The following is a 14,591-nucleotide window of genomic DNA, read 5'->3' as shown; positions in this document are numbered from 1 at the left end:
GAAGCCACCGGACGGACGGTCGTCGCGACGGAAGCCGCCACCACGGTTGTCGTCACGACGGTCACCACCGGAACGGAAACCACCCGACGGACGGTCGTCGCGGCGGAAGCCGCCACGGTCGCCACCACGGTCGTCACGGTTGAAGCCACCGGACGGACGGTCGTCGCGACGGAAGCCGCCACCACGGTTGTCGTCACGACGGTCACCACCGGAACGGAAACCACCCGACGGACGGTCATCGCGACGGAAACCGCCACGGTCGCCACCACGGTCACCGCGGTCGTCACGACGGTTGTCGCGGCGCTCGTAGTTGCCGCGGTCGTCGCGACGCTCGAAGGTGCGCTCCTGGGCGACGGGCTCGGCGACGGCGGCGACGGCTGCCGCGACCTCGGCCTCGGCGGCCTCGACGACCTCGGCGACGGCTGCCTCCGGGTCCTCACCGCGCTCGCGGGCGGAACGGGCGACGAGGCGGTCGGCCTCCTCGCGCAGTTCCACGGCACGGCGCGACAGGCGCTCCAGCTGCTTGGTGAGGTCGGCGACCTCGCGCTCGGCCTGCTTGGCGGCGTTGTTCGCCGAGTCGGCCTGGACCTGGGTGAGCGAACGCGCACCGGTGATCTCGGCGACCTCGGGGTCGAACGCGCCGACGCCCTGGACGATGTGGCGCGAGGCGTCGACGCCCGCGTCCTCCATCAGGCGGAAGATCTGGCGACGCTGGTGCGGGAGCGCCAGCGACACGACGACACCGGACTTGCCGGCGCGGGCGGTACGGCCCGAGCGGTGCAGGTAGTCCTTGTGGTCACCGGCCGGGTCCACGTTCAGGACCAGGTCGATGCCGTCGACGTGGATGCCGCGGGCGGCGACGTCGGTCGCGACGAGCGCGTTGACGTAGCCGTCCTTGAAGTCGGCGAGGACGCGGGTACGGGCGCCCTGCGTCATGCCGCCGTGCAGCGCGTCGGCCTTCACGCCGGCCTCGATGAGCTGCTCGGCGATGCGGTCGGCGCCCAGCTGGGTGCGGACGAAGATGATGGTGCGGCCCTTGCGGGCGGCGATGGCGGCCGTGACCGGCGCCTTGTCCTTCGGCTTCACGACGAGGACGTGGTGCGTCATGGTCGTGACGTTGCCCTGCGCGCTGTCGACCTCGTGCGTGACGGGGTTGGACAGGTAGCGCTTGACCAGGGTGCCGATCTCGTTCTCCATGGTGGCGGAGAAGAGCATGCGCTGGCCGCCGCCGGGGATCTGGTCGAGCAGCTCGGTGACCTCGGGCAGGAAGCCCAGGTCGGCCATCTGGTCGGCCTCGTCGAGGACCGCGATCTTGACGTTCTCCAGCGAGCAGGCGCCGCGGTTGATGATGTCGCGCAGGCGGCCGGGGGTGGCGACGAGGACGTCGACACCGCGCTCCAGGGCGTAGATCTGGTTGCTCATGGAGGTACCGCCGCAGACGACCTTCATCTTCAGGCCGAGGACGTCGCCGTAGGGCTGGAGGGCGTCCGCGACCTGCATCGCGAGCTCACGGGTCGGCGTGAGGATGATCGCGCGGGGCTTCTTCTTGTCGGTGTGACCGCCGGCCAGCGAGGCCAGGGTCGGCAGACCGAAGGAGAGGGTCTTGCCGGAGCCGGTGCGGCCGCGGCCCAGGATGTCCTTGCCGGCCAGGGCGTCCGGGATGGTCGCGGCCTGGATCGGGAAGGGGGCGGTGACGCCGTTCTGGGCGAGCTTGCGGACGATGCCGTCGGGCAGGCCCAGGTCGCCGAAGGTGATGGTGGGCTCCGCGTCGGCCTCGTCGGCGGCGGCGTCGGAGAGGGAACCGTCGGACGTCACGTCGGCCTCGAGGGCCTCGATGATCTCCTCCGCCTCGATGGCCTCCATGGCCTCGGTGACCGCGAGGGTCTCGGCGGTGACGATCTCGTCGTTGGAGTCGTTCTCGGGCATGACGGAACGGTCAGAACTGGAAATGGACATGCGAAATGCGAAACCTTCCGGAGTCTCGGCACGCGCCCAAACTCCGTGAATCGCAAATCGACCGCCTCAATGCGGTCAGCCACGGCTAGGGAGTACGCGCCACACGGCGCTCTTCGGATTCGGCGCCGGGCAATGGGATCAAACGATCTATAACCATACGCACCCTCCTGGGGGTCTGGCAAGTCGTTCCGGCAGATACCCGTCTGACCTGGGACGATCCCATCGGCGCGAGTCTCGGGGAAGCGCGGCCGACCCACCCGGAGGCGGCGGGAACTACGAAGTCCCGCCCGTCCCGGCGGTCGGGTCGGGGCCCGGGTCGACGGGCGGAGTGGGAGTGGGTTCCGTCACAGGCGGGTCGACGGGGGGATCGACCGGCGGGACGGTGGCCGACCCTCCGGAGCTTCCGGAGCCGGCGCCTCCGGAACCGGACCCCGAGCCCGAACCCGAGCCGGAACCGCCGGACCCCGAGCCCCCGGAGGCCGACCCCGAGCCGGAACCGCCGGAGCCGGAACCGCCGCCCGCACCGCCCGCGCCGCCCCCGGAGGGCTCCTGCGGCCCTTGGCCGCCCGCGCCGCCGCCCGGACCGGCCGACGGCGAGGGGGCGCCGGGTCGGCCGGCGGGGGCGCCCGGGCTGGGGGACGCCCCGGTCGCGCCGGAGGCCTTGCCGGGCTCGCCGGCCTTGCCGTCCCGGCTCCCGGCGGCGTCCTTCGCCCCGTGCCCGTTGCCGTGGCCCGCGGAGCCCCGCCCGGCGCCGGCGGCCGCCCCCGAACCGGCGGTGTCCTTGGCGCCGGCCGACGCGGCCGGACCGGGCTTCGCGGCGTCCTCGCCGACGCTCATGCAGCCCGCCGTCGCCGCCACGGCGAGCGCGGAGACGGCCAGTCTGAGGGAAGTGGTCAACTGGCGCACGGGGGCACCTCCGGAACACGGCGGCGGGGTCCGCGATGAGCGGGTCAAGTTGCCCAACTCCCTTTACCCCGTAAGAGACACGCCCCTTACGCGAACAGCTGCCGGGCCACCTGGGAGCCCAGGTGGACGGCGCCCAGCCCGACCAGCACCGATCCCAGGACGTTCGCCGCCGCCAGGAACGACTCGCCGCGCTCGGCCAGTCGCAGGGTCTCGTACGAGAAGGTCGAGTACGTGCTCAGCGCCCCGCACAGGCCCGTCCCCAGGAACAGGGACAACCCCCGGGGAGCGGCCCCGGCCAGCACCGCCCCGGTCAGCGCCCCCAGCAGCAGGCAGGCGACCGCGTTGACCGCGAGGGTCCCCCACGGGAAGTCGGAGCCGTGGCGCGCCTGCACGGCGCGGTCGGTCAGATAGCGCAGCGGCGCCCCCACGGCCGCCCCCGCGATCACCAGCAGCCAGTTCATCCGCGCCCCCGCCGGGCCGGGAGCCCCAGGAGCCGCCTGGTCAGGGTCGCGCCCGCCAGCACGGCCGCCAGTGCTCCGACCACCGTGAGCGCGGCGTACGCGAGGGCAGCACCGGCCTCGTCGGCGTCCAGCAGCCGCGAGACGTCCAGGGCGTAGGCCGAGAAGGTGGTGAAGCCCCCGAGCACGCCGGTCCCCACGAAGGGCCGCAGCAGGGGGTGGGCGGTGCGTCCGTCCTCGGCGATCGCCGCCATCAGTACGCCGATCAGCGCGCAGCCCAGGACGTTGATCCACAGGGTGGTCCACGGGAAGGCCGTCGGAGCGGCGGGCCACAGCAGTCCGGCCCCGTACCGGGCGCAGGCCCCGACCACGCCGCCGGCGGCCACGGCCGCGAGCACCGGGCCCCGGGGCCGCGTCCGTTCCCCCGCCGCGCGGAGGTCGACGTCCGGGTCGACGGGTTCGCCGGCCGGGCCGGGGGTGGGTCCGGTCACCCGTAGCCCAGCGCGTGCAGCCGTTCGTCGTCGATCCCGAAGTGGTGGGCGATCTCGTGCACGACGGTCACCTCCGTCTCCGCGACCACGCTCTCCCGGTCCTCGCACATGCGCAACGTGGGGTTCCGGTAGATCGTGATGCGGTCCGGCAGCACCCCGGCGTACCACTCGCCGCGCTCGGTGAGGGGGGTCCCCTCGTAGAGCCCGAGGAGCTCGGGGTCGTCGGCCGGTGGTTCGTCCTCGACGAACACCGCCACGTTGTCCATCAGCCGCGTCAGCTCCGGCGGAATGCGGTCCAGGGCCTCTGCGACGAGCTCTTCGAACTCCTCGCGCGTCATCTCCAGCACCCGGCCATTGTCGCTCCGCGGGAAACCGTTTTGGCGATAGCTCCCCGGATCCCATATGCTTCTCACGTCCCCGACGCGCTGAGAAGTGCCCGGCGGGCCTTTAGCCCTCATCGTCTAGTGGCCCAGGACGCCGCCCTTTCAAGGCGGTAGCACGGGTTCGAATCCCGTTGGGGGTACGCATTAACTGTGTGCGAGACTTGTGCTCGCACATTGCAAGGACCTGTGGAGCAGTTGGTTAGCTCGCCACCCTGTCAAGGTGGAGGTCGCGGGTTCAAGTCCCGTCAGGTTCGCTGAGACCGGAAACGGTCTCGTGGCTGGGTAGCTCAGTTGGTACGAGCGATCGCCTGAAAAGCGATAGGTCGCCGGTTCGACCCCGGCCCCAGCCACCAGTAGAAGGCCCCGTCCATCGGACGGGGCCTTCTGTGCGTCATCCCTCCGGTTCCGGCCGCTCCGCGCGGACCGCGCGCCGCCACCGGGTCAGGCCGACGGCCGTCGCCGCCACCGCGACCAGCCCCAGCAGGGCCCGGTCCGGTACGGCGTCGGCGACGGAGCCCACCCACCGCTCCACCGCGAACGAGTCGTCCACGTCGAGCAGTCCCGGCAGCGCGCTCGCCCCGTCGTAGACGAGGAACAGGGCGCCCAGGGTCAGGAAGAACAGCCCGGACAGCAGCGAGGTGGTGTGCAGTTCCAGGCGCCCGACCCGGAAGGCCCGGCCGCGCAGCCAGCGGCGGCCGCCCAGGTCGAAGCGCTCCCAGAGCAGCGCCAGCAGGAACAGCGGGACGGCCATGCCCAGCGCGTACACCGCCAGCAGCAGCCCCCCGTGGACCGGGCTGCCGCCGACCGCCGCCACCGTGAGCACGCTGCCCAGGATCGGACCGGCGCAGAAGCCGGCCAGCCCGTAGACCGCACCGAGCGCGTACACCGACAGGGCGGTGGTCGGGCGGATCCGACCGGACAGTTCGGCGAGCCGCTTCGGGGCGAAGCCGAGGCCGAGGATCTGGGCGAGGCCGAGCGCGATGATCAGCCAGCCGCCGGCGAGGACCAGCCCGTCCCGGTTCTCGTGGAAGAACCGCCCCGCGTACGAACCGGCCGCGCCCAGCGGTACGAGGGTGCTCGCGAGGCCCGCGTAGAAGATCCCGGTGCGCGCGAGGAGCCGGGAGCGGGAGTCGATCGAATACGCGAAGAAGGCGGGCAGCAGCAGCGCGCTGCACGGGCTGAGCAGGGCGAGGAGGCCGCCCAGCAGGGCGGCCAGGTATCCGATGCCGGTCACCTGCCCGCCGCCGCCTCGGCCTTCGCCGCGGCGATCGCGGCGTGGAAGGCGTCGATGGGCTGCGCCCCGGCGATCGGGCGGCCGTTGACCAGGAAGGACGGGGTGGAGCTGACGCCGATGCGGTAGCCCTCGTCCCGGTCCTTCCTCAGGGCGGCGGCGGCCTCCTCGCCGGCCATGTCCTGCTCGAACCGCTCCAGGTCCGGGACCCCGGCCCGGCGGGCCAACTCCACCAGCCGCGCCCCCGCGAAGCCGGCCTCCTTGGCGCCGTCGGCGTACGCGGCCCGGTGGAAGGCGGCGAAGCGGTCCTGCCGGCCGGCCGCCCAGGCGGCCTTGGCGGCGGCCTCGGACTCGGCGCCGAAGATCGGGAAGTTGCGCCACTCGATGCGCAGGGTGCCGTCCTCGACGTACTTCTTCACCAGTTCGGGTTCGGTGTCGCGGGCGAACTTGCCGCAGTACCCGCACCGGAAGTCCGAGTACTCGATGAGGACGACGGGGGCGTCGGCGCGGCCGGTCGCGAGCTTGTCGGCGCCGTCGCGGCGGGCCAGGGCCAGCAGTTCCGGGGCGACGTCCGTACGGGGGCCGGCGTGGGCGGAGGTCTCGCGGGACCTGTCGTCGGGGGCGGTGGCCTGCCAGGAGACCAGGCCGAGGGTGATCGCGGCCACGGCCACGCCGGCGGCGGCGAACAGGGGCTTGCGGGAGGGGCGGGGGGACCGGGCGGGGGAAGGCATGCGGGTGCTCCAGGAGTACGGGTGGTGAGGGGACCGGCGGGCGGCCCCTCTCGGGGCCTGTCGTCGAACGACAGGCCCTAGACCCGCATCACGGAGAGCTCCACCGGACCCGGCGCGGGCCGGTCGGGCCCCCGTACGGGGCCCCGTACGGGCATGGTGCCGTGCGGCCGGCCCACCTCGGGCGCGGGCCGGGCCGCCGGGAGCGGCGCGTGGTCCTGCCCGGCGCGCGGCGGGACCGCCGGGGTCCGGCCGGTGTCGGGGGATCCGGGGGCGCAGGAGGGTCCGCGGGGCCCGGCCGGACCGGCGGAGGCGGCGGTCGGGGTCACGGCAGCGCCCGACTCCGCGGCCCTCGCGGCCGGTAGGGCCGAGGCCGGACTCGACACCGGAACCGGAACCGCGCGCCCCGGGTACGGCGCGGCCGCCGCCGGTGTCACCGCGCCGAGCAGCACCGCGAGTACGGCCGCCAGCAGGCAGCACACACGGTGGCGGCGGGACAAGGTGGGCTGCCTCTCACTCGTACGGCCGGGGGACTCGTCCCGAAATGGTACGGGGAGGCCCACAAATGCGTTCGCCACCCGGAGGCCGCAGGTGAGATCCTCGATCAGGTATGTCTACTTCCTTCGCCGCCCTGCAGACGCTTCTCGGTGAGATCTCCCTCCGTGACGCGCACCGCCTCGGCCGCCGCCTCGAAGGCGCCCGCCGCATCCGCAAGCCCGAGGCCCAGCAGGCCGTGCTCGACGAGATCGCCGCGGAGGCCGCGAAGGCCGCCGAGCGGCTCGCCGGCCGTGCCTCCCGGATGCCGGAGGTCACGTATCCCGAGAACCTCCCCGTCAGCCAGAAGAAGGACGAGATCGCCGAGGCGATACGCGACCACCAGGTCGTGATCGTCGCCGGCGAGACCGGCTCCGGCAAGACCACGCAGATCCCCAAGATCTGCATGGAGCTGGGCCGTGGCGTCCGGGGCATGATCGGGCACACCCAGCCCCGCCGGATCGCGGCCCGCACGGTCGCGGAGCGGATCGCCGAGGAGTTGAAGTCCGAGATCGGGCAGACCGTCGGTTGGAAGGTCCGGTTCACCGACCAGGTGAACCCGGACGCCACCTTCGTGAAGCTGATGACCGACGGCATCCTGCTCGCCGAGATCCAGACCGACCGCGAGCTGCGCGCCTACGACACGATCATCATCGACGAGGCCCACGAGCGGTCCCTGAACATCGACTTCCTGCTGGGCTACCTGGCCCGGCTGCTGCCGCAGCGTCCCGACCTGAAGGTCGTGATCACCTCGGCGACCATCGACCCGGAACGGTTCTCCCGCCACTTCGGGGACGCGCCGATCGTCGAGGTCAGCGGCCGTACGTATCCGGTGGAGGTGCGGTACCGCCCGCTCCTGGAAGAGGATTCCGAGGACAGCGACCGCGACCAGATCACCGCGATCTGCGAGGCCGTCGACGAACTTCAGTCCGAGGGGCCGGGCGACGTCCTCGTCTTCCTCTCCGGCGAGCGGGAGATCCGCGACACCGCGGACGCCCTGGAGAAGCGCAAGCTGCGCCTCACCGAGGTCCTCCCCCTCTACGCGCGCCTCTCGCACGCCGAGCAGCACCGGGTCTTCCAGCAGCACACCGGCCGCCGGATCGTGCTCGCGACGAACGTGGCCGAGACCTCGCTGACCGTGCCCGGCATCAAGTACGTGATCGACCCGGGCACCGCCCGCATCTCGCGCTACAGCCACCGCACCAAGGTGCAGCGGCTGCCCATCGAGCGGATCTCCCAGGCCAGCGCGAACCAGCGCAAGGGCCGGTGCGGTCGTACCAGCGACGGCATCTGCATCCGGTTGTACTCGGAGGACGACTTCCTCTCCCGTCCGGAGTTCACGGACGCCGAGATCCTGCGCACCAACCTGGCCTCCGTGATCCTCCAGATGACCGCGGCCGGCCTGGGCGAGATCGAGAAGTTCCCCTTCATCGACCCGCCGGACCACCGCAACATCCGCGACGGCGTGCAGCTGCTCCAGGAGCTGGGCGCCTTCGACCCGGCGGAGAAGGATCCGCGCAAGAAGCTGACGCCGATGGGGCGCCAGCTCTCGCAGCTGCCGGTGGACCCGCGGCTGGCCCGCATGGTGGTCGAGGCCGACAAGAACAACTGCGTCCGCGAGGTCATGGTCATCGCGGCGGCCCTGTCCATCCAGGACCCGCGGGAGCGGCCCTCGGACAAGCAGACCCAGGCCGACCAGAACCACGCCCGCTTCAAGGACGAGACCAGCGACTTCCTCTCGTACCTGAACATGTGGCGCTACGTCCGGGAGCAGCAGAAGGAGCGGGGCTCCTCCTCCTTCCGCCGGATGTGCAAGCAGGAGTACCTGAACTTCCTGCGGATCCGCGAGTGGCAGGACATCTACACGCAGCTGCGCACGGTCGCCCGCTCGATGGGCATCCACGTCAACGAGGCGGACGCGCCGGAGCAGCACGTCCACATCTCGCTGCTGGCCGGTCTGCTCTCGCACATCGGCTTGAAGGACACCGACAAGAACGAGTACCTGGGTGCCCGGTCCGCGAAGTTCGCGATCTTCCCGGGTTCCTCGCTGTTCAAGAAGCAGCCGAAGTTCCTGATGTCGGCCGAGTTGGTGGAGACCTCGCGGCTGTGGGCGCGGGTGAACGCGAAGGTGGAGCCCGAGTGGGTGGAGCCGCTCGCGCAGCACCTGATCAAGCGCACGTACAGCGAGCCGCACTGGGAGAAGGACCAGGCGGCCGTGATGGCGTACGAGAAGGTCACGCTGTACGGCGTGCCGATCGTCGCCCAGCGGAAGATCAACTACGGCCGGATCGACGCCGAGGTCTCCCGCGAGCTGTTCATCCGCAACGCGCTGGTGGAGGGTGACTGGCGCACGCACCACAAGTTCTACGCCGACAACCGGAAGCTGCTGACCGAGGTCGAGGAGCTGGAGAACCGGGCCCGGCGCCGCGACATCGTGGTGGACGACGAGACCCTCTTCGACTTCTACGACCGGCGCATCCCGGACCACGTGGTGTCGGGGGCGCACTTCGACTCCTGGTGGAAGCACAAGAAGCGTGAGGAGCCCGAACTCCTCGACTTCGAGCGCGAGATGCTGCTGACCGAGAAGGCGGCCGGGGTCACCAAGGCCGACTACCCGGACAGCTGGCGGCAGGGACCGCTGAAGTTCCGGGTGACCTACCAGTTCGAGCCGGGCGCGGACGCGGACGGCGTGACCGTCCACGTCCCGCTCCAGGTGTTGAACCAGGTCACCGACGAGGGCTTCGACTGGCAGATCCCGGGCCTGCGCGAGGAGGTCGTCACCGAGCTGATCCGCTCGCTGCCGAAGCCGATCCGCCGGCACTACGTGCCCGCGCCGAACTTCGCGACCCGCTTCCTGGACACGGTCGTTCCGTTGCAGGAGCCGCTGCCGGTGACGCTGGCGCGCGAGCTGCACCGGATGGTCGGCGTGCCGGTCTCCGCGGAGGACTTCGACCTGTCCCGGATCCCGGACCACCTGAAGATCACCTTCCGGATCGTCGACGAGCGGCGCAAGAACCTCGCCGAGGACAAGGACCTGGAGGCCCTGCGGCTGCGCCTGAAGCCCAAGGCCCGCCAGGCCCTGTCCAAGGCCGCGGCCGCCACCGCCGAGCGGGCGGGCGGGGAGTCCCTGGAGCGGTCCGGGCTGACCGACTGGACGATCGGCGCCCTGACGAAGGTCTTCGAAACCCGTCGGGCCGGCCAGCCGGTGAAGGCGTACCCGGCGCTGGTGGACGAGGGGGCGACCGTCTCCGTACGGCTCTTCGACACCGAGGCCGAGCAGCGGCGGGCGATGTGGCTGGGCACGCGGAGGCTGATCCTGCTGAACATCCCGGTGAACCCGGCGAAGTTCGCCTCGGACAAGCTCACCAACCAGCAGAAGCTCGCCCTTTCGCGGAACCCGCACGGCTCCATCCAGGCGCTGTTCGACGACTGCGCGACGGCTGCCGCCGACCAGCTGATCGCCGACCACGGCGGCCCGGCCTGGGACGAGGCGGGCTTCCGCAAGCTCTACGAAGCGGTACGGGCCGACCTGGTGGACACGACCGTACGCACGGTGGACCGGGTGCAGCAGGTGCTGGCCGCCTGGCAGGCCTGCGAGCGGCGCCTGAAGACGACCAACAGCCTGGCCCTGATGGCCAACGTCGCCGACGTGAAGGCCCAACTGGCCGCGCTCGTACCGGCCGGCTTCGTGACGCTCACCGGCCTGCGCCGGCTGCCGGACCTGATGCGCTACCTGGTGGCGGCGGACCGGCGGCTCCAGCAAATGCCCACGGGCGCCCAGCGCGACACCACGCGCATGGAGAAGGTCCACGAGATGCGGGACGAGTACCTGTGGCTCCTGGAGCAGCTCCCCAAGGGTCGGCCGGTGCCCGAGGAGGTCACCGAGATCCGCTGGATGTTGGAGGAGCTCCGGGTCTCCTACTTCGCTCACGCGCTCGGAACGGCGTACCCGATCTCGGACAAGAGGATCGTGAAGGCGGTCGACGCCCTCGCTCCGTGATCGGGTTAGACCACAGCCCCTGAGCTGCTGTACAGTTGCGATCGCAGCCGGGTGATCCGGCCGCGAACGAGGACCTGTGGAGCAGTTGGTTAGCTCGCCACCCTGTCAAGGTGGAGGTCGCGGGTTCAAGTCCCGTCAGGTTCGCAGAAACGTCAGGGCCCGTATCCCTTCAGGGGATACGGGCCCTGACGCGTTGGGCCTCGGGCCCGTCGGCGACCGACCGGGCGCGGGCGCGGACTCAGGGGGCGGACGGCGCCCGCTCCGACGGCCCGCTCCGACGGCCCGCTCCGGCCGTGTGCTCCAACACCGACCCAGATCATGATCATTCAGCAGCCGACGAGGCCGCTGAAGGCCCCCAGGAGGGGCCGGCGCCCCCTCGCGGGCCCCCAACCCCCCAGCGCCCCCGCGAAGCCCTCAGCGGGCCGCCGGCGCGGCCCGGTCCGCACACTGCCCGCGCGGGGCGAAATCCCCCGTTCGGCGCGAGGCGCTCTGCGGCGGACATCCCTTACGGGCGCAATGCCGGATGTACAAGAGTGATCAACTGTGACGGGAGTCACCACACGAGTTTTTGAGACTCGCACGTTTATCGCACACCTACGCCGGCTCGATTTAATATGTGCAATGGCACCCACCCTGCCGGCCCTGCGCGCGCCCCGACGTTTCCACCCCCTGCGGGCATAAAAAAAGATCGCGCTGGACCCGGCGGAGTCCAGCGCGATCGAACGGCAAAGAGGCTGTTGGGGCAACCTCAACCGTCTGAAGCGTTGTGGGTTTCATCGGATTGGGGGACCCGATACAGACCCGTTAAAGCGGTGGTACTGCGGGACCTCAGGCCTCGCTGCGCTGCTGCGGAATTCCCGCGAGCAGTGCGCGAACCTCGGCCTCGCGATAACGGCGGTGTCCACCCAGGGTGCGGATGGACGTGAGCTTGCCAGCCTTGGCCCAGCGGGTGACCGTCTTCGGGTCCACGCGGAACATCGTGGCAACCTCAGCCGGGGTCAGCAGCGGCTCGGCATCAGGGGTGCGAGCGGTCATGAGCGGCCTCCTCGGGAGAACCGAACCATCTCGGTTCTTTCCTCTAAATTCTGCACCTTGGCCCGCGTTGCCCGAAATGGACATACGCAGGCCGAGTCGGTTATAGGACGAACGGCTTGTCCTCGGCACTACAACTACACCATCCGTCCAGCCTCGACGGCCAAACCGATGGAATTGCCCTCCGAGGTGTTCATCAGCGGCGGAAGCCGATGGACCGCCCCATAACGGACAGTCACCCCACTGTGACGATCAGTCACAGAGCGATCAGGAGTCGTCAGACCCCCCATAGAGTGCAATACCGAGCATTCCGCCCTTAGTTGGACGGAAGGAACCCTCCCCGGACTCCTTGTCCTATTTTGGCACGAGGGTAGGGGAAGGGCGCAAGGGTGTAGATAGTGCGGTCCGTCACGCTTGGGCCAATGGCCCGTATCGGGACGTAGGTCCTGGAACTAAGACCCCAATGTGGCGATCAAGCCCCTGATCTGCACCTTATGGCCGATCGGCCGATACGACCGATACGGGTGATACGCCCAGGGTCCGGCGCGTGCCCCCCGTCGACCGTGGCGAAGGACACCCTGCCAGGCGAATCAGTTCGCGAACAGCCTCTCCCTGACCGCCCGCCAGCGCTGAGCCAGTTCGCCGTACACCTCCGACGCCCCCTCCCGGTCGCCCGCCCGCAGCGCGTCCATCCCCGCCGCGAGGTCGCGGGCGGAGCGGTCGCCGGCGAGGTCGTCAGCCGGCAGTGCGTGCAACAGCCCCCCGTAATCCAGTTCGACCATCGACCGCGGGTGGAACTCCTCCAACCAGCTCCCGACCTCCACCAGCCCCTCGGCCAGCGGCGCGTACCCCTCCGCCCGCCGCAGGGTCCGCAGCCCCCGGGCCAGCCGGCGGCGGGCCTGCACCATCGGCGTCCGGTACCGCAGCCGCTCGCCCGGCACGTACTCCCGCTCCTCATCCCCGACCAGCACGAACCAGCGCAGCGGAACCTGCCACACCCCGGTACGGATCCACGGCCGCGCGTCCGGGTTCCGCTCGCGCCACTCCTCGTACTCCGCCGCCGCGCGCTTGCGTGCCGGCGCGGGCAGCGCCGCGTCCAGCACCGGCAGCGGGAACGACTCCGTCAGCTCCTGGAGGGCCAGCCAGCCGCGCAGCCGGGTGCGCCACGGGCAGACCAGGACCACCCCGTCCCGCTCGGCCGTGAAGGCGTCCGCGCTCTCGTGCGCCGGCACCCCCACCACCGGAACGCGGACCAAGTCCACGAGCGAGCGGCGCAGTTCGTCCTGCGCCGTCGCCACCACCCCGCGCCGGACGTAGTCCGCCCAGTGCGCTCGTTCGGGTTCCGAGAAGGCCGCCAATGGCTCGTAGACACGCAGGTAGGAGGCGTACGGGACGGTCGGGACGGGGCGGGCCGACGGCGGCCGCACTTCGGGGGATTCGCTCACGCTGTCGTACCTCCCCGTTTTCGACGGCTCCTTCACCTCCGGAGCGCCCGCGGCCCGCGCGGCGGCGCCCGCACCCCTGCGCCCGAGGCCTGGAACCCCTCGTTCCGCACGGTTTCCGGCGGGCCCGCGGGGTCGCTGTGACACGGGAGTGTTCCGATCCCCGGACAGGCCCTTCCCGGGCGGTCCGCAGGTCTTACGCTGCTCCCAGCGCGCCCTCCCCCACCCGCAGGGCGGGCGTCTTTCCGCCGCATCTCTTCCATGGGAGTCACCACCGTGACCGAAATGACCGACGGCGTCCTGCACACCCTGTTCCGCACGGAACAGGGCGGCCACGAGCAAGTCGTGCTGTGCCAGGACCGAGCCTCAGGCCTCAAGGCCGTCATCGCGATCCACTCCACCGCCCTGGGCCCCGCCCTCGGCGGCACGCGCTTCCACGCGTACGCCTCCGACGAGGAGGCCGTCCTCGACGCGCTGAACCTCGCGCGCGGCATGTCGTACAAGAACGCCCTCGCCGGCCTCGACCTCGGCGGCGGCAAGGCCGTGATCATCGGCGACCCGGCCGTCCTCAAGAGCGAGGAACTGCTGCTGGCCTACGGCCGGTTCGTGGAATCGCTCGGCGGCCGCTACGTGACCGCCTGCGACGTCGGCACGTACGTCGCCGACATGGACGTCGTCGCCCGCGAGACCCGCTGGGCCACCGGCCGCTCCCCCGAGAACGGCGGCGCCGGCGACTCCTCGGTCCTCACCGCCTACGGCGTCTTCCAGGGCATGCGCGCCAGCGCCCAGCACCTGTGGGGCGACCCCACGCTGCGCGGCCGCAAGGTCGGCGTCGCCGGTGTCGGCAAGGTCGGCCGCCACCTGGTGGAGCACCTGCTGGAGGACGGCGCCGAGGTGGTCATCACCGACGTCCGCGCGGAGTCCGTCCAGGAGATCCTCGACAAGCACCCCGGCGGCAAGGTGACCTCGGTCGCCGACACGGACGCCCTGATCCGCACCCCGGGTCTGGACATCTACGCCCCGTGCGCCCTCGGCGGCGCGCTGAACGACGAGTCCGTCCCGGTGCTCACCGCCACCGTCGTCTGCGGCGCGGCGAACAACCAGCTCGCCCACCCGGGAGTCGAGAAGGACCTCGCCGACCGCGGGATCCTCTACGCGCCGGACTACGTGGTCAACGCGGGCGGTGTCATCCAGGTCGCCGACGAGCTGCACGGCTTCGACTTCGACCGCTGCAAGGCCAAGGCCTCGAAGATCTTCGACACCACGCTGGCCATATTCGCACGTGCGAAGGCCGACGGGATCCCGCCGGCCGCCGCGGCCGACCGGATCGCCGAGCAGCGGATGTCCGAGGCGCTCGCGGCCCGCGCCGCCGCCCGGGCGGGCGGCGCCCGCACCGCGTAGCCCCGAAAAGGGGGCCCGTCGGGGTGCGG

Annotated in this window: 12 protein-coding genes and 4 tRNA genes; 6 read left to right on the top strand and 10 right to left on the bottom strand. The window is 71.3% G+C overall.

The window, feature by feature from the left end:
- The 5 genes from ACFY0I_RS08115 to ACFY0I_RS08095 all read right to left on the bottom strand — a co-directional run.
- On the bottom strand, positions 1–1,956 hold a 1,956-nt coding region (locus tag ACFY0I_RS08115; protein WP_388891748.1), incomplete at its 3' end, for a DEAD/DEAH box helicase.
- Positions 1,957–2,229: 273 nt separating this feature from the next.
- The gene (locus ACFY0I_RS08110; protein ID WP_388891745.1) at positions 2,230–2,862 is read right to left on the bottom strand and encodes a hypothetical protein; all 633 of its coding nucleotides are present in this window, start codon (positions 2,860–2,862) and stop codon (positions 2,230–2,232) included.
- Between the two features lie 86 nt (positions 2,863–2,948).
- On the bottom strand, positions 2,949–3,323 hold the full coding sequence (gene crcB, locus ACFY0I_RS08105; RefSeq protein WP_388891742.1) for a fluoride efflux transporter CrcB: 375 nt from the start codon (positions 3,321–3,323) through the stop codon (positions 2,949–2,951).
- Positions 3,320–3,811, bottom strand: a complete 492-nt coding sequence (gene crcB, locus ACFY0I_RS08100) for a fluoride efflux transporter CrcB (protein ID WP_388891740.1) — start codon at positions 3,809–3,811, stop codon at positions 3,320–3,322. The genes crcB (ACFY0I_RS08105) and crcB (ACFY0I_RS08100) overlap by 4 nt, the downstream gene beginning before the upstream one ends.
- Positions 3,808–4,158: a metallopeptidase family protein gene (locus ACFY0I_RS08095; RefSeq protein WP_030225620.1), complete on the bottom strand. Its 351-nt coding sequence runs from the start codon at positions 4,156–4,158 to the stop codon at positions 3,808–3,810. The genes crcB (ACFY0I_RS08100) and ACFY0I_RS08095 overlap by 4 nt, the downstream gene beginning before the upstream one ends.
- A 103-nt stretch (positions 4,159–4,261) precedes the next feature.
- Between ACFY0I_RS08095 and ACFY0I_RS08090 the strand changes: the two genes are divergently transcribed.
- The 3 genes from ACFY0I_RS08090 to ACFY0I_RS08080 all read left to right on the top strand — a co-directional run bounded on the left by ACFY0I_RS08090 (position 4,262) and on the right by ACFY0I_RS08080 (position 4,547).
- Positions 4,262–4,334 (top strand) — tRNA-Glu (locus tag ACFY0I_RS08090).
- Positions 4,335–4,374: 40 nt separating this feature from the next.
- Positions 4,375–4,448 (top strand) — tRNA-Asp (locus ACFY0I_RS08085).
- A gap of 22 nt (positions 4,449–4,470) precedes the next feature.
- Positions 4,471–4,547, top strand: a tRNA-Phe gene (locus ACFY0I_RS08080).
- A 38-nt stretch (positions 4,548–4,585) separates the two neighbouring features.
- Here the strand turns inward: ACFY0I_RS08080 and ACFY0I_RS08075 are convergent.
- The 3 genes from ACFY0I_RS08075 to ACFY0I_RS08065 all read right to left on the bottom strand — a co-directional run bounded on the left by ACFY0I_RS08075 (position 4,586) and on the right by ACFY0I_RS08065 (position 6,653).
- Complete coding sequence (locus tag ACFY0I_RS08075) at positions 4,586–5,428, bottom strand: cytochrome c biogenesis CcdA family protein (RefSeq protein ID WP_388891736.1); 843 nt, start codon at positions 5,426–5,428, stop codon at positions 4,586–4,588.
- A complete protein-coding gene (locus ACFY0I_RS08070; protein WP_388891733.1) occupies positions 5,425–6,156 on the bottom strand; it encodes a DsbA family protein in 732 nt (243 codons plus the stop codon). The genes ACFY0I_RS08075 and ACFY0I_RS08070 overlap by 4 nt, the downstream gene beginning before the upstream one ends.
- 77 nt (positions 6,157–6,233) lie before the next feature.
- Entirely contained in the window at positions 6,234–6,653 is a 420-nt protein-coding gene (locus ACFY0I_RS08065; protein ID WP_388891729.1) for a hypothetical protein, read from the bottom strand.
- A 110-nt stretch (positions 6,654–6,763) separates the two neighbouring features.
- On the opposite strand from ACFY0I_RS08065, the gene hrpA reads away from it, so the two are divergent.
- Positions 6,764–10,687, top strand: a complete 3,924-nt coding sequence (hrpA, locus tag ACFY0I_RS08060) for an ATP-dependent RNA helicase HrpA (RefSeq protein ID WP_388891726.1) — start codon at positions 6,764–6,766, stop codon at positions 10,685–10,687.
- Between the two features lie 70 nt (positions 10,688–10,757).
- Positions 10,758–10,831, top strand: a tRNA-Asp gene (locus ACFY0I_RS08055).
- A 684-nt stretch (positions 10,832–11,515) separates the two neighbouring features.
- On the opposite strand, the gene bldC is transcribed toward ACFY0I_RS08055, so the two are convergent.
- Both bldC and ACFY0I_RS08045 read right to left on the bottom strand, forming a co-directional pair.
- Complete coding sequence (gene bldC, locus ACFY0I_RS08050; RefSeq protein ID WP_003949541.1) at positions 11,516–11,722, bottom strand: developmental transcriptional regulator BldC; 207 nt, start codon at positions 11,720–11,722, stop codon at positions 11,516–11,518.
- Between the two features lie 587 nt (positions 11,723–12,309).
- On the bottom strand, positions 12,310–13,164 hold the full coding sequence (locus ACFY0I_RS08045; RefSeq protein WP_388891723.1) for a hypothetical protein: 855 nt from the start codon (positions 13,162–13,164) through the stop codon (positions 12,310–12,312).
- A 258-nt stretch (positions 13,165–13,422) separates the two neighbouring features.
- Here ACFY0I_RS08045 and ACFY0I_RS08040 point away from each other — a divergent pair, with 258 nt between their 5' ends.
- Entirely contained in the window at positions 13,423–14,562 is a 1,140-nt protein-coding gene (locus tag ACFY0I_RS08040; RefSeq protein ID WP_388891719.1) for a Leu/Phe/Val dehydrogenase, read from the top strand.
- Positions 14,563–14,591 lie beyond the last annotated feature (29 nt).

It is taken from the genome of Streptomyces sp. NPDC001568, from assembly GCF_042893755.1.
GTDB lineage: Bacteria > Actinomycetota > Actinomycetes > Streptomycetales > Streptomycetaceae > Streptomyces.
Note: the sequence above shows the minus strand (reverse complement) of the source record. Positions and strands in the feature narration are given on the sequence as shown.

Coding starts and splice junctions, on each gene's coding strand:
- crcB (WP_388891742.1), bottom strand. CDS start 3,323: ATGAACTGGCTGCTGGTGATCGCGGGGGCGGCCGTGGGGGCGCCGCTG.
- ACFY0I_RS08070 (WP_388891733.1), bottom strand. CDS start 6,156: ATGCCTTCCCCCGCCCGGTCCCCCCGCCCCTCCCGCAAGCCCCTGTTC.
- hrpA (WP_388891726.1), top strand. CDS start 6,764: ATGTCTACTTCCTTCGCCGCCCTGCAGACGCTTCTCGGTGAGATCTCC.
- bldC (WP_003949541.1), bottom strand. CDS start 11,722: ATGACCGCTCGCACCCCTGATGCCGAGCCGCTGCTGACCCCGGCTGAG.
- ACFY0I_RS08040 (WP_388891719.1), top strand. CDS start 13,423: ATGGGAGTCACCACCGTGACCGAAATGACCGACGGCGTCCTGCACACC.